At 34.7% G+C, this 14,138-nt stretch carries 14 protein-coding genes; all 14 read right to left on the reverse strand.

Going from position 1 to position 14,138, the window contains the following annotated elements:
* Positions 1 to 31 precede the first annotated feature (31 nt).
* Positions 32 to 979 carry a DUF3472 domain-containing protein gene (locus tag ACQ9BO_RS11030; protein ID WP_431244739.1) on the reverse strand — a complete coding sequence of 316 codons (948 nt, stop codon included), beginning with the start codon at positions 977 to 979 and terminating at the stop codon, positions 32 to 34.
* Positions 952 to 1,320, reverse strand: a complete 369-nt coding sequence (locus tag ACQ9BO_RS11035) for a DUF5077 domain-containing protein (protein ID WP_431244740.1) — start codon at positions 1,318 to 1,320, stop codon at positions 952 to 954. Before ACQ9BO_RS11035 ends, ACQ9BO_RS11030 begins: the two co-directional genes overlap by 28 nt.
* A gap of 98 nt (positions 1,321 to 1,418) precedes the next feature.
* Positions 1,419 to 3,278, reverse strand: a complete 1,860-nt coding sequence (locus ACQ9BO_RS11040; RefSeq protein ID WP_431244741.1) for a M1 family metallopeptidase — start codon at positions 3,276 to 3,278, stop codon at positions 1,419 to 1,421.
* Positions 3,232 to 3,603 carry a hypothetical protein gene (locus ACQ9BO_RS11045; RefSeq protein WP_431244742.1) on the reverse strand — a complete coding sequence of 124 codons (372 nt, stop codon included), beginning with the start codon at positions 3,601 to 3,603 and terminating at the stop codon, positions 3,232 to 3,234. Before ACQ9BO_RS11045 ends, ACQ9BO_RS11040 begins: the two co-directional genes overlap by 47 nt.
* A 71-nt stretch (positions 3,604 to 3,674) precedes the next feature.
* Positions 3,675 to 5,114, reverse strand: a complete 1,440-nt coding sequence (locus ACQ9BO_RS11050) for a tetratricopeptide repeat protein (protein WP_431244743.1) — start codon at positions 5,112 to 5,114, stop codon at positions 3,675 to 3,677.
* Positions 5,089 to 6,168 carry a DUF5107 domain-containing protein gene (locus ACQ9BO_RS11055; protein ID WP_431244744.1) on the reverse strand — a complete coding sequence of 360 codons (1,080 nt, stop codon included), beginning with the start codon at positions 6,166 to 6,168 and terminating at the stop codon, positions 5,089 to 5,091. Before ACQ9BO_RS11055 ends, ACQ9BO_RS11050 begins: the two co-directional genes overlap by 26 nt.
* Positions 6,098 to 6,772: a DUF5107 domain-containing protein gene (locus tag ACQ9BO_RS11060; RefSeq protein ID WP_431244745.1), complete on the reverse strand. Its 675-nt coding sequence runs from the start codon at positions 6,770 to 6,772 to the stop codon at positions 6,098 to 6,100. Before ACQ9BO_RS11060 ends, ACQ9BO_RS11055 begins: the two co-directional genes overlap by 71 nt.
* A 256-nt stretch (positions 6,773 to 7,028) precedes the next feature.
* Positions 7,029 to 7,808, reverse strand: coding sequence for a glycoside hydrolase domain-containing protein (locus ACQ9BO_RS11065; RefSeq protein ID WP_431244746.1), 780 nt, complete (start codon positions 7,806 to 7,808; stop codon positions 7,029 to 7,031).
* Positions 7,789 to 10,020 (reverse strand): glycoside hydrolase domain-containing protein, encoded by a 2,232-nt coding sequence (locus ACQ9BO_RS11070; protein ID WP_431244747.1) that lies wholly within the window; start codon positions 10,018 to 10,020, stop codon positions 7,789 to 7,791. The genes ACQ9BO_RS11065 and ACQ9BO_RS11070 overlap by 20 nt, the downstream gene beginning before the upstream one ends.
* Positions 10,021 to 10,060: 40 nt before the next feature.
* A complete protein-coding gene (locus ACQ9BO_RS11075; protein WP_431244748.1) occupies positions 10,061 to 11,062 on the reverse strand; it encodes a c-type cytochrome in 1,002 nt (333 codons plus the stop codon).
* Positions 11,063 to 11,075: 13 nt separating this feature from the next.
* Positions 11,076 to 11,378 carry a hypothetical protein gene (locus ACQ9BO_RS11080; protein ID WP_431244749.1) on the reverse strand — a complete coding sequence of 101 codons (303 nt, stop codon included), beginning with the start codon at positions 11,376 to 11,378 and terminating at the stop codon, positions 11,076 to 11,078.
* Positions 11,379 to 11,394: 16 nt separating this feature from the next.
* Entirely contained in the window at positions 11,395 to 12,489 is a 1,095-nt protein-coding gene (locus tag ACQ9BO_RS11085; protein WP_431244750.1) for an aryl-sulfate sulfotransferase, read from the reverse strand.
* Between the two features lie 101 nt (positions 12,490 to 12,590).
* Positions 12,591 to 13,439, reverse strand: a complete 849-nt coding sequence (locus ACQ9BO_RS11090) for a RagB/SusD family nutrient uptake outer membrane protein (protein ID WP_431244751.1) — start codon at positions 13,437 to 13,439, stop codon at positions 12,591 to 12,593.
* On the reverse strand, positions 13,393 to 14,103 hold the full coding sequence (locus ACQ9BO_RS11095; protein ID WP_431244752.1) for a RagB/SusD family nutrient uptake outer membrane protein: 711 nt from the start codon (positions 14,101 to 14,103) through the stop codon (positions 13,393 to 13,395). The genes ACQ9BO_RS11090 and ACQ9BO_RS11095 overlap by 47 nt, the downstream gene beginning before the upstream one ends.
* Positions 14,104 to 14,138 lie beyond the last annotated feature (35 nt).

Genomic DNA, 14,138 nt, shown 5'->3' on the forward strand with positions numbered 1-14,138 from the left:
TTATTTTTTTGATTATTTAAAGCAATCATTTTTAAGGCAAAGCATCAAAATTGATTTCCGGTTTTTTATTGTTTAATGGTCTTGTGAAAATGGTTTTTGGTGTTGTGAAATCGTTGAAGAAACCGCCATCTTTTAGATAAAAAGAATTCTTCTCCAGCCCGCCGGCAAAATCCATGCGATACCCTTTTGTGCCGGTATTGTCTGTTGTAAAACGAGCCGAATTAACTTCAATCCAATTTCCTTTTTCATCACAAATCCATTGATTATTGAATAGAACTTTTCGCGATAAATCACCTTGTTCAGGAACAAAATTTTCTAAAAAGGAATGAAATCTTTTTAAATAAGTATGTGTTTGAGGACGATTGAAACTCGCAATCAACAACCATTTTTTTAATTCTGGCGCATAAAAATAAGCGGTGTAATTTGTAGAATTGTCGTTTTGAGGATTTCCTCGCAATAAGAATTTATAGGTTGTACCAGCTTTCCACATATATTTCAGATAACTTTGACCTCCGGAACCTTCACTTCCAAATTCTCCGGTATGAACATTTTCTCCTTTTTTGAGCATTTTGATTTTTTGTGAATCAGGAATACTTTTTGGATTATCAGTTTCAAATGGACTCCAAACGGAGAACAGAATTCGTCTTTCTGATGCCGAATTTACCTGAATTCCAAAATAGCCTTCGCCAAAACCATTTGCCATAAAATAAGAGCCTATTTTGTCTTCGTTTTTAGGAACGGTAATTTCATTATAATACCATTCTGCATTAATATTTTCGGGAATTTGATAATTTAAATGAACCGAAGGTCCACGGCGTCCCCAATGATAAAAGTTTCCTTCGTTATTTGGAACATAAGAAATTTTTCCATCAAAATCTTTGCTTGAAATTGTTATGCGGTTTATAGAAGGAAATTGAGTACCAATTTTACTGATTCCTTTTATTTTTAATGCTACATAGCCTTCTTTTTTATTGTCCAAGTTCCAATGGAAACCGCTTTTTTTGATGCAACAAATTTTACTTTTTTAGAGTCGTTGTTTATAGAAAATTCAACTTCCGATTTTCCAAAAACTTCTACTGATTCTTCAACAGAAATCTGAAAAGTTCCAGGTTTTGAAATTTTAAAATATAAAGTAAAAAACTCCTTAGGATTCATCCAATTTTCAATGCCATTGTCTGTAATTGTATTACTTCCGTCAATATGTTCAGAACTAAAAGCATTTCCAGCCAAAGGAATAGAAATTGTAGTTTCAGCATCGTTTTTCTCATTCGAAAAAGACACTAATACGAAAGCAAAAAACAAGTAAAATAAGTTTTTCATTTTGCTGTGATTTTGGTTTTTCTTTTAAAAGTAACCTCTCTAATGAACCAGATTAGAGAGGTTTTCAAAAACAAAACAATTCAAATGGACCTTGCTAATTATTTTTGACTATTAAATCTTCTCATTAATGGCGTTACGTGTTTTTTGGTATCGTCATCTAATGATGCCAATGCTTTATCTGCTTCGGCTGGTGCATATTTTGTTAATCCTGCTAATCCTGTTGCAATTACGTTGTATGATTGTTCTTTGATGCTTTCTTCCATTAAACTTTTATAAGAAGCATCGCCTGTAGAAGCTAATTTTACAATGGCATTGGCTCTTGCAATCGTCTTTTTATCATTTTTAGCAATATCAAGAAGCGTTTTTAAAACCTGATCTTTGGTTTGTTTTTCATTCAAATCAATTGCTTTGATGCTCAGTACTCTTAAATCTTCTTGTTGGTCTTTTAAGCCTTCCAGTAAAATAAGTTGTGACTCCTGACTTCTATCTTTTGAAGCAAATTTTATAGCTTCAATTCGGTTATAATAAGATGGTGCATTTTTATATTGGAATAGATAATCAGCGACAGTTTTTCTATCTACCTTAACTTCGCCCACTAGGATTTTATCTGGATCTAAATCTATAAATTCTGGTTTTGAAGGAAGATCAAAACTGAAGCTTTGTTGTCTTTCATTAATTAAAATATCTTTTCTTATTTTATTTCCGTTTACGTAAAAATCAACTTTTAAAGGAAGTGTAAAAGTTTGCACCGCACTATCCTGAGATTGACTTATTGTAATGATAACTTTTCCGTTAGCATATCTGTAATTCACATCCAGAATCGGACTTCCGGCATTGTAATACCATTGATCAAAATAAGGCAACCAGTCTTTTCCTGTCACTTCTTCCATAGACAAACGCAATTGATGCGGTTCACCAGATTTAAAAGCATTTGTAGTTAAATAATGATTTAGTCCTTTGAAGAAGGCTTCGTCACCCATTTGGTTTTTCATTGCATACAAAATGATTGAACCTTTAGAATAGCTGATGTTATCAAACATATCTTCTGCAGTTTTGTAATGAAAACGTGCTAATATTTCGCTGTTTCCATTTTTCTGTGAACGAAGATAATTTTGAAGTTTTTCATAACGTGATCTGTCTTCCGCGTCTTGTCCAGCATCGTGACCGTGCCAAAGCACTTCTCCAAAAGTGGCAAAAGATTCATTCATGGTTAAGTTCGACCACGATTCAGCTGTTACATAATCCCCAAACCATTGGTGAAAAAGTTCGTGAGCTATTGTACTTTCTTGATTATCATCCAGTAATTCTCTGGCTGTTTTCTGTACATACTCTCCATGCAAGGTTGCAGATGTATTTTCCATTGCGCCTGAAACATAATCTCTGGCAACGATTTGCGCATATTTTGCCCACGGATATTCAACGCCTAGCATTTTGCTGTAAAAGTTCATCATATCCGGAGTTTTACCAAATATTTGTTTTGCGTATGGGGCATATTTTGGTTCCAGATAATAGCTCACTTCTTTACCGTTGTAAGTGTCTTTGGTTATTTTAAAATCACCAACAGCCATCATAAACAAATAAGGCGAATGTGGTAATTCCATTTTCCAGATATCCGTGCGGGTTCCGTTTGAATTGACTTTTTGTGACGCCAGTTTACCGTTAGATAGTGTTACATATTTTGCGTCAACCGTCATTGCAATTTCAGAAGTTGTTTTCTGATTTGGTTTATCGATTGTAGGAAACCAGGCCGATGATGCTTCTGTTTCTCCTTGTGTCCAGATCTGGATTGGCTTGTCATCTTTTCCATCAGGATTTATAAAATATAATCCTTTCGCGTCTGTAATTGCGGCACTTCCTTTTACTTTTAATTCATCTGGTTTTGCAGTGTAACTAATGTAAATAGTGAATTTTTCAGTGCTTTTGTATTTTCTGTTTAAGGCAATAAAAAGTCTGCTCATTGTCATATGTATACTTTAAAGTTGTTTTTTTGTTTCCTTCAATAATTGCAATTTCTTTAAAATCCATTCCTTTTGCGTCAAGCGTAAGTGAATCGGTTTCATAGAAATGAGGTTTTAAAGTCAGCCACTCTTTCCCATACAAGTATCTTTTGCCATAATCAAAGGAAACGTCAAGTTTAGTGTGAATTAAATCGTGAACTTTTTGAGGGGTAACTCGGTAAACAGACAATTCGTCTTTGCTCTTGTCTGTGTTTTGTGCCTCTGTATTTTGAACTGCGAATAAGGCAAGGCCAAAAAGAGTACATTTTAAGAAAAGGTTATTCATTTTTTTGATTTTAAATGATTGTTTTGTGGTTTAAAAGTACAGCTAATTGTATTTTACTTTTACTATATTTTTTAAAGTTTTTCGATAATTCTCACTTCACCGTCTTTTTCATCTTCACTTAAAAAATTCGATGATTTTTTTGTATAAGCCAATAAACTCCACTGAACTATTTTATTTGTCGGATATAAATTGGCCTGCGTTTTAATCCATTTTTCAGCTTCTTGAGCAGATGAAGTTTTTTCAATCGCCCAAGCCGAAACCAATTGATTTGCTGGAAGAAAATTCATAACCGTATTATCCACTACTGGATGAAAAGCGACAATTTTATCTAAAGATTTTGAAGCCATTTCTTTGTTTCCAAGATTGGTATAACATTGATAATCCAGCCAGTTTTCTAGTCTTTCATCTATATTTTCGTCATATGGTTTTCCAACTCCTAAATTTTCTGGGAATAGCTTAGCATCAGCAATAAATTGTAATGCTTTTTTGTATTGCTTGTTTTTCATCTCTGCCAAAGCTTGCATCAATTTAGCTTCGTGATACAATTGTCTTCCAGCCGTTGCACCTTCAAAAGGAAGAATCTGCAATTTGGTTAAGAACGAATCGGCTTCACGATACTTTTTGTTCAGCAATAATGTTTTGGCGTACAGCATTCCAATCAAATAATTGTCCTGATGTTTTTTATAGAAAGATTCAGCTGTTGTAAGCGCTTTGTCAAATTGTTTTTGAGCGATGTAATGTTCTGCCAACATTTTATGGTATCTCCAGCCTTGCGGATCCAATTTTATGGCTTGCTGAAGACTTGCCAATACTATTGAAGCATCATCTTTAAATAAAGAAGCTTTTGCGCCATAAAAAGCAGGATCGTTTGGTTTTGTACCGCATTGTGAAAACAACTGTTTAGCTTCTGAAATACTGTTGCGGTTCCATTCAATTAATCCTAAATGATATTTTAATTGGTATTGATCATTTGTTTTAATTAATGATTTTAAAATTTCAGCTGTTTCATTTCTGAAAGGGAAACTTGTTCCCGGTTTTATTTTGCTTAAATCAACTGGTTTATTTTCTAAAAAGGCTTTCCAATAAATAATTTCAGCGCTTGATTCTGCAATAGAAAACACTTTCAGAGCATCTTCTTTTCGGCTTATATTATTGTACCAAATTCCCAATTCAAGAAAAGTCTGTTCTGGCATTTCGTTTTGAATGGCAGAAACAAAAGCATTTTTTGAATCGTTTGAATTGTTCCAAAGGTATTTTTCAAAATCAGCAAAATGATTCAGCGGATCCAATTGTGTAATGTTTTTTAAAACCGAATTTGCTTTATCAGAATTATTTTGAAGACGATATAAAACCGCTAAAACCTGTAAGCCTTCTATGTTGTATTGATTGTATACTAAACTTTTCTCAGCATATTCAACCGCTTTTGGCAAGTCATTTTCGGCCAAATAAATTTTGCTTAAAGCGGTATAAGCTGGACTGCGGAATTCAACGCTTGCGTACCGCAATGTCAAAACCATCTTTTGCATCGGTATTATTTCCTAAATGGAAATTTGCCAAAGCATAAAAATAATTCGCCGAAGCATCGTAAGTATCTATTGATAAAGCTTTGCTTGCTGAATTTACAGCTCCTTTAAAATCTAATTTTCTGATTTGTAAAGAAGCCAATGCAGAAAGAGCAGGAGCATAGTTTGAATCAAGTTTCAAACAAGCATTCAATTTGTCTTCAGCCAGAACATAATCTTTAAAAGCGATATAATTTTTTCCCTGCTGATACAATCCGTAAATTGAATTATGATCGAAATCCTTCGGAATTTCGACAGGACGATTGATATTTCCATCTTCTGGAGCAGAATTCCAAACTAGTTTATTGTCGCCCAAAACAAATTTCAATTTATTAGAATCAACTTTTATCTGAATAGAGTCTTTAAAAGTTTGCATGGTATTCAAAGCAATATCTTTAGAATACACTTTTTTATCGTTCTCAAAAACTTCAATTTTTTCATTTAGTTTTTGAAGTGGAGAAAAATAGATTTTCAGCCAGCCGTTTTCGTTTTTAATATTAACAGAACCATAATTATTGGCTTTCACAAAACCTTTTGTGTGTTTTACAGGAAACCAATATTCGGTCCAAGTATCGGTTTGATATGGTGCAAATGAGCGCTGTTTGAAAGGTGTAAGATTACTGCCTTCGCTTGCCTGATTAAACAATCTTCCGCTTTGAACTTCTACATATTGTCCATCAGTATCCGTTAATAATTTTTCCCAAATCATTCCTTGTTGAGACAATCCCCAAATCCAGATTTTTTTGCCCGGTTTATCATCGTGATTGCCGTATCTTCCCATTCCGAAATCTTCGTCGTGATAATATCCGCCAAAGAAATCATCATATTTCCCGAATACGTGATACGATTTGTAACCGCCAAAATTGTTGTTTTTGTAGAATGATAAATCTTTACCGTTTTCCTTATCGATTGGCCACGAATTGTATTCTCCGTTATGACCAATATAAGTTTGTCCCGGATAAATAAATTGCAGATTTTCGGTCGCTTTTATTCCAGTATTCATCCAAGTGTAGTAAGGTCTGCTCGAATTCAGTTGTGTTTGACCAGAACGAATTTGTGGTAAAATAAGCTTTGTCTTTCGGCAGATTAATATCTAATTTCCAAGAAGTTCTCGTCAATAAATCCAAAACTCCAATCACGTGACTAATACTTCCGTCTTCTCGGTTTATGATTTTATAATCGACAGGAGTGGCACAATTTGGTGTGTGGCCGATGATTCCGTAATTGCCTTCAACACCGCCACTTGTCCACGGTCCGCGCATGGCAATGTCTCTGAATTTTACCACATGATTATTGTAAACAATGTCTTTTCCTGTAGATTTTTCTATAGCCGACCAAACTTTTCCACCAATTTCTGGCAGAATCATTATTTTGATATAATCGTTTTCAATTTCGATTACTTTCCATTCTTTCTGAACGGGTTTGTCTGTAAAACCGTCAAAACGAAAATACGGGTAAAACTTGGTATCAGGTTTCGGAATCGGATCAGGATCTGAGAACGGATATGTGGTAAATACTTTTTTGTATTCTTTTACGGTTGGTTTGTTTTGTGCGGTGACAAAGAGGCTTCCAAAGAGTAGAATTGATAATAATGGTCTAAATTTCATGATGGAGAGCTTGTTTATTTGTGGTTGTTTTTTGCCACAGATTAAATAAATTTCAATGATTTAATATGTGTTAATTGGTGTTAGATGTGCCGTCAGGCACTAAATATTGGTAGAAAAAATCAGGTTCAAATACGTTGGCGTGCCGTAGGTACGCAATAATTATCGTTTTGTTGCGTACCTACGGCACGCTAAATTTTTTCTAATTCTTGTTTTCTACCAATATATAGTGCCTAACGGCACAACAATATGGATTTTATTATTTAACAATCAACAACCAACCTTTTCCTTTAGAAACTGGAATTTCGTCTTTTGCTGTGAACGATTTTGCAGGTTGGAAATTGGTAACTTCTGGAGCCATAATAGTTGCTTTTGCAGGATTGATTCCTAGTTTTTTCCAGTCAATATTCAATTTCACATTTACATCGGCATCTGCCCAGCTTGCAATTGAAATTAAAGCTGTTCCGTTCTTTTTATAAACTGTTGCCAAAACTTTGTCGTTGTTTGTTTTTACTGGACAATTTTCGCTCCAATATCCAATCATTTCAGAACCTTTGATTCCGAAAGAATCCCATACTTTCCAGATATTTCTTGGATCAGCTCCGTCGCTCCAAGGCAATCTGTTTGTCATTCCGTAAACCATTCCTCTCCATGGATTTCCGCCATCTTGAAGCATTTCTCCCATTAATCCGAATGGAATTCCGCTTACCTCAGTTAAGAAAAAGTCAGGTTGATTTTTTTGATAATCAAAATATTCTCCAAACCATAATTTATTGATGTAAGGGAAGTGCTCCATGTATAAGTTGGCACTGTTGTTAAATCCGTCGCTTTTGTTGTACTGGTTCGCACTGTGTAAATCGATAATTCCAGGATGTCCGTCTTTCGTCAAAACTCTTTTGATACGTTTCATCGTGATTCTGTCGAAAGCAACGTCATCAAGATAAATTCCGTCAATTCCAACATTTTGAGTTAGCCAATTCATTCCTTCAACATAATAATTATGCCAACGATTCATACCGCTATTTACGATTGCAAGCATCTTTAATTTCAGGAACAAACCAAGTCGCGATATAATCGTCTCCAACGTGTTCTTGTAGCCAAGAGAATCCTCCACCTTTTCCTGGAGAATAAATTTCGTGACCTAAACTTCTTAAAGCGAAAGTCTCATAAGCTTTGTTAGAAACCTCTCTAACCGTATTATAGATTTTTACTTTTAATCCTTTTTGATGCGCTTCATCGATATACGATTTCATCTTTTTAAATTCGATAAAAGGATAATTGATATACGGATTAATCGCATTTGCGTGGTGAATATTGATTACCGTTGCACCAGTTTTAGCAATAGAATCGATTGGACTGTATTTGTGGTAAAACTTTGTATCCCATTGAAAATCGGTATTTATGGTATGGAAAGGCGTAATTAATAAGTTGAAATTATAATATAAAACATCGCCTTTTTTCATTGTTCTAGCACCGCTATACGCATTTACTACAACCGATTTTTGGTTTGGCGTTATAGTAATACCGCCCTTATTTTCGTTACCCCATGAAGTAGGCGACAATAAAGGTTTTTGTAAATAGAAATTAGTATTTAAAGGGCTACTATATTTTTCGTCTCTTAAAGAAAACTGCAATCCAGAATTTACAGCTCCGATCCAAGCACCATCTTGATTTTTATGTGCTACATCCCATTTCCAGTCGAAAGTTGCAGGGCGATCTCCACCTTTTTGACCTAATCCCATCATGTATTTTGCAGAATTTGGTCGCATTGACATTTGGAAATTAATATCATTAAATGAAACATCTTCAAGTGCTGTAACTTTAACTGTATAATGTACGAAACCATCAAATTCAACAGAAGCATTTACATCCATTTGAACTGATTTTGAAGTCGAAGTATTTTCCCAAGAAACCGTTCCCGCTTCTTTTTTAGTAAATTTTACACCGCTATTTTTCCATTGCACTTCTTTTCCAGATGCATCAACAAAATGAAAATCGATTGGCGAACTTAAAATATCATTTGCTTTGGTTGTTACAGAAGTCATTTCTGGAGTGAAATAAGTTTGGATCTGAGCTGGAAATCCGTTTGGAGCCAAAGTCAATTTTCTTCCTAATAAAGAAATTTCAGAATTATTTACGGCTAGTGGAGTATAAGGAGCAATAACCGTATTTTCCTGAGCTAATGTAGAATTCAACCATTTTAAACGCGTCATTTTTTCTGGACTGTCAATGCCTCCGTTTTTTGTTACTTCATTGCTTACTGTAATTTGAAGTTCGATTTCTTTTGATTTTCCATCAGCGGTAACAGTCGCTTTTCCTTTGTAAGTTCCAGCAGTTGCAGTCTGAGGAACGTCAATTCCGCACCACATTGCCTGAATTTTTCCTTTTGAAACCGAAACGGTATTGGTGAAAGGAGAACCATCATATCTTGTTCCGTCTGTATTGATACAGTTTATATCTTTCGCATCAATTGAACCAGTTGGACCAACTAAATTTGTGAAAGTAACTTTTACATTCTTTAAATCTTCAAGTGCATAAACTCCCAATTGAAAAGCTAAATATTCGCCTTTCATTGCCGTATCCGAAAAACTGTTTTGTACACCTTTTTGAATCCATCTTTGTGGCAAATCCGATTTTAATTTAATTGAATGTTCTTTGTCTTCCGGGAAAACCAAGAAAGAATTTCCACTGTTTTTTGCAAGAAGCGCTGAAGTCTCAGAAGCCGTTGCAATCACTTCCATCGGATAAAAACTATTGAAAGCATTTACACTCTGAATTTCAGTAACAGAACAATTGTCTTTTGTATTTGTTTTAATTTTAGAAACCCATTCAGTATTAGCTTTATCTTCAGGTTTTTGATAAATTCCTTTTGGATAATTTGCAGTTCCTTCATCAACATAAGGCATATAATAAACGTAATAAGTCCCTTTGCCTGAAATAGGTTCGAAGAAAATAGTTCCGTTTTCTCTATTGATATTTTCTGTTTTTATATTCTGAATATCTTTTCCGGATGCATCCTGAACAATAATTTTCTTTAATTCAGGATTTTGGTCTCTTCTTCGCCATTCAATAGTTGTTTTTGCAACATTTCCTGTACCAGAAAACGCAATTACAGCACGATGATTTCCTAATTGGTTCGGATTCCAGCTGTCATTTCCGTCTGAATATTTTATTTGTGCAGTCAATGAAATACTGAAAATGAAAAAGCTCATGATCAATATCTGATTTAAAGTTTGTTTGTTTAGTTTCATTGTGTTTGATATTCAATTAATAAGGTGTAGTTAGATTTATTTAGTAAACAGCTTTCCATCCATTTTTCTTCCAATATGCAATAATTGGTTTATAAGGACCGTATTTGTGTTGTTCTTCAGTAAAATTATCCTGAAAAGGACTATGCGAATAATCGATTGGTTTGCCCATTTTATTTGGATAATCAAATGTTTTTGGGTTTGGTCTTGTATGTTGCGAATCGTCATTTACATAAGCCGCAATGTCAAGAGCTTCTTTATCTGTCAAATAAGGTTTTCCAAGCGTTACTTTATCATAAGGCATATTGCTTTTTAGCCATTGTGCTTGTTTGATAACGCGGTGCATGCTTGAACCTGGCTGATAACCATATTCGCCCCAAAGTGGAGGATAAGTGTAACCAGATTTGTCAGCATTGTAAACTCCTTCACCATTATTTCCATGGCATCTTGCACAGTTTTCAGCAAATAAAACTTTTCCTCTTTCTGGACTTGCCGCAACATCTGGAAATTCTATTTCTAGATTTTTTGCTCCTTTAAAATTACCATCTTTTGGCACAAATTTGCTGATCCATTTAAAATAAGATAAAAATGCCACCATTTCTTTACTATCCAACGGAAGCGGTTTTCCGGAATGCGGGCGCATAATGCAGTTGTTCACTCTTTCTGCCAATGTAAGCACCTTGTTTTCGCGTCCACGGTATTGTGGATAATTGTCATGCGAAGACATCAAATTGAATGCATGAGGTTTTGTTCCTGCATCTTGATGACAATTGGTACAATTCATTTTATTGCCTAAATATTTTCCTTTAGTACCATTTGGGCCAATATAATAAGCCGTTTTCATCATTAATTCTCTTCCATAACGAACCGATTCTCCAAATTGATCATCTGGTATTTGAGAAGTATCAATTGTGATGTAGCCTTCATCTTCTTCTCCTTCTTCGGTTGTTGTTGAAGCCAAAGTTTGAGAATTTGTTTTGGTACAGGAATTGAAAACAGCTATTGAAAATGCTGAAAAAAGTCCGATAAGAATTGTTTTTTTCATGGCTAGTATTTTTTTAATTTAGAAGAAAAGGTTTCAATTTTTCTTCAGGAATAAAGATTGTTCTGTATGGCGGAATTTCAGATTCTAATGCCCATAACAAAACCCCTTTTTTATTGGTTAAAACTGTTATATGTCTTTTTGAACAGCAAACAAGAAGAAGATCTTTATTGATCATATATGCGCTTCCCATTCGGTCATTATAAATATCTTTTGGTAATTTTATATGAAAATCCAGTTTTACTGAATTTGTTTTTTCGTCAACTTTTAGAGCAAAAACAGAAGATTGTTTGATATCGACACCATTGTCAAAAAACAATAAACTTCCTTCTTGATCAATGTGTGCGGCTGTGTGCTTGAGAAAAATTGGTATCAGAAGCCATTTTCATTGTGCCATCTTTTCCTAATTTCCAGATTACTTTTCCGGTTTTTGAATTGATTTTCCAAATCTGGCCGTTATTATAGAAAGAGATTAAGAAATTTCCATCTGTATCATAGCTTAAACTGTTGGCGTGCGTCCAGTCTTTCTTGGTTTTTAATAAATTTTTATCTTTAAACGGATCTAGATCATCAAAAACGCTCCATTTCCAAAGCTGTTTTCCTTTTCGATCCAAAATTTGAATTCCGTCGCCGTTGATTGTATCTTGTTTTTTTCCTCCAATGGAAGTCAAATCGATTATTTTTTGGTCAACCGTTAAAACCACAATTTCATTAGCCGATTTTTTTATGATTTCATGATGAATTGTTTGTTTTAAATCGCCTTGGCCTTTTTTAATATGTGTTAAAGTATCGCCTTGAAGATTGATTTCTAGAATCTCACTTCCGTAGCTTGTTGGCTCATCATTTGTTCCTAAAATCGAAAGAATCGTTTGTTCTTTTGTAAAATGTACAACTTTAAATCCTGTTCCTTCAACGGTATGATACCATCTTAAATTTCCTTTGTAATCAACAATATAAGCGGTTCCAGGAGTTTCTCTTTTCGCCAAAAGCAAAAAGCCTTTTTTGAAATTTGCAGGCAATAATTCTGGTTTCGGACAATTGGCTTTGAATTGTTTTTGAAGCCATTCCGGAAGTTTTCTTGATTTGAAAGTGTAGACTTTGCTTGGTTTTTTCTCCCCGTTCTGAATTGTAAATAATTGATAACTATAATTGGTTTCTGGAATAATGTTGCAAAGAACCAAAGAATGCTCAAAACCAGGTTTTGAAATCGGAGAAGTCATCTTGTCTTTGTTTCCTTTTTTATCAGACCAATATTCTGCATATACTTGAACATCGTCCTTCGTAGTAACATCGATCTGAATTTTCAATTCGTTGTTGCTATGAGTCCCAATGTTAATATTTGTGATACCATTGCCCTGATTTTTGGAACAGCTTGCCAAAACAAGCAAAACCAAAATAAAACTCCATTTTAATACTAATTTTTTGATCATCTTAAAGGTCTTCTTTGTGAAACAGAAAAGTACTTTTTTTGTGTAAAAAATCAAGAATAGACAGACAATTTTAACTGCCTATTCTTGATTTAAAAATTTATTTATTGTCTGTCGGCGTTGCTTAATTTTGGGTTAAGATTTACCTGACTCTGCGGATAAGTGTAATACTTATTTTGTGGCATTTTGATTTGTGCCGCTTCTCCAACTCTAAGATGATAAGCATTTACAAGAACATCATATTTGTTCATTCTGATCAAATCTGCGCGGCGTTTTCCTTCATAGAAAAGTTCCCAGCCTCTTTCTTGCAATATCGCGTCTCTCAGACTTTCTTTTGTCAGACCTGTTAAAACCAATAATTTTGCGTGTGATCTTCCTTTTACTTGGTTGATCAAGTTAATAGCTTCAGCAGTCGGGCCGTTGATTTCATTTAGAGCTTCAGCTCTGCTTAATAAAACATCAGCATAACGCAAAATATTCACACTGTGTCCGTCGTAATATGTTGTTGTTTCATCATCAGCATATTTTCTTGTTGACACGTCTGGCATATAAAACTCGCCAGCTGGCGGCTGAGCTCCTAATGATGGCGCTTGTTTATGAAGAAGACCGTCAGTTCCCATAAATTCTGGGAAGAAACATTTTTTTCTATCATCTTCATCACCAAAAGTGTTGTAGAAATCCCAGTTTACTGTATAATACTGCCATCTGTTTTGAACTACTGGGTGATCGATTGGTCCAAAATGATTCAATAATTCTGTTCCGTTTGTGTTTGCATCACTCAAAGAAGAAAAGATGTTTTCACTACACCATTTATTACTTTCTTTAAACAAGCCTAAGTAAGAAGGATATAAACTATATTCGTTTAAAGCCATCACTTGCTGTGTCAATGTTACTACTTTTTGCCAGTCATGACTGCGCATATAAAGTTTTGCTAGTAAAGTAAGTGCGAGCACCTTTTGTAGCTCGACCAACGTCATTTGTACTATAAATAGCATTGCTTTTATAGTTTACCGGCAATACATTCGCGACTTCAGTCAATTCTTTTACAAGGAAAGCATCAATTTCCTCAACAGATGATGGCGGTGTCTGATCTAAATAACCAGGACTTCCTAAATTGGCTTCGGTGATTAAAATTACCGGTCCCCAAGAATCTGTCAAATCCATATAGGCAGAAGCTCTCAAAAATTTCGCTTCAGCTATAAACTGTGCTTTTTCTGCCGCTGTAATTCCGGACATTGGTGTAATGTTGAAAATTGCATTGTTAGCATTAGCAATCAACTTGTACATTGCATTCCAATCTTCTGCAAGCAGACCATTTGTTGAACTCCAAGTTCCTAGAGATAATTGTCCTGGATCTCCCCCGTATTGACAATGACCTAAATCGGTAGCAATATCAGTCAAAGCGAAGTGTCTTGTAGCCCAGTATGAAAAGTTATCACCTACAGCAGGACCTTTCAGTCTTCCGTAAATGGAATTGATTGACGCAATAGCATCTGACTTGGTTTGGTATCCATTCGTATTAGTCAAGTTGCTATACACTGTTGGATCCAAGTCTTCGTTGCACGAAAATTGTACTCCTGCGACGAGTAAAAGGAATAATATTGTATATTTTTTCATTTTCATAAATTTAATGTTACTAAAAAATGCTTTTA

It is taken from the genome of Flavobacterium sp. P21, from assembly GCF_050632225.1.
Taxonomy (GTDB): Bacteria; Bacteroidota; Bacteroidia; order Flavobacteriales; family Flavobacteriaceae; genus Flavobacterium.

Coding starts and splice junctions, on each gene's coding strand:
- ACQ9BO_RS11035 (WP_431244740.1), bottom strand. CDS start 1,320: ATGAAAAACTTATTTTACTTGTTTTTTGCTTTCGTATTAGTGTCTTTT.
- ACQ9BO_RS11040 (WP_431244741.1), bottom strand. CDS start 3,278: ATGAGCAGACTTTTTATTGCCTTAAACAGAAAATACAAAAGCACTGAA.
- ACQ9BO_RS11045 (WP_431244742.1), bottom strand. CDS start 3,603: ATGAATAACCTTTTCTTAAAATGTACTCTTTTTGGCCTTGCCTTATTC.
- ACQ9BO_RS11055 (WP_431244744.1), bottom strand. CDS start 6,168: ATGAATACTGGAATAAAAGCGACCGAAAATCTGCAATTTATTTATCCG.
- ACQ9BO_RS11060 (WP_431244745.1), bottom strand. CDS start 6,772: ATGAAATTTAGACCATTATTATCAATTCTACTCTTTGGAAGCCTCTTT.
- ACQ9BO_RS11065 (WP_431244746.1), bottom strand. CDS start 7,808: ATGCTTGCAATCGTAAATAGCGGTATGAATCGTTGGCATAATTATTAT.
- ACQ9BO_RS11070 (WP_431244747.1), bottom strand. CDS start 10,020: ATGAAACTAAACAAACAAACTTTAAATCAGATATTGATCATGAGCTTT.
- ACQ9BO_RS11075 (WP_431244748.1), bottom strand. CDS start 11,062: ATGAAAAAAACAATTCTTATCGGACTTTTTTCAGCATTTTCAATAGCT.
- ACQ9BO_RS11085 (WP_431244750.1), bottom strand. CDS start 12,489: ATGATCAAAAAATTAGTATTAAAATGGAGTTTTATTTTGGTTTTGCTT.
- ACQ9BO_RS11095 (WP_431244752.1), bottom strand. CDS start 14,103: ATGAAAAAATATACAATATTATTCCTTTTACTCGTCGCAGGAGTACAA.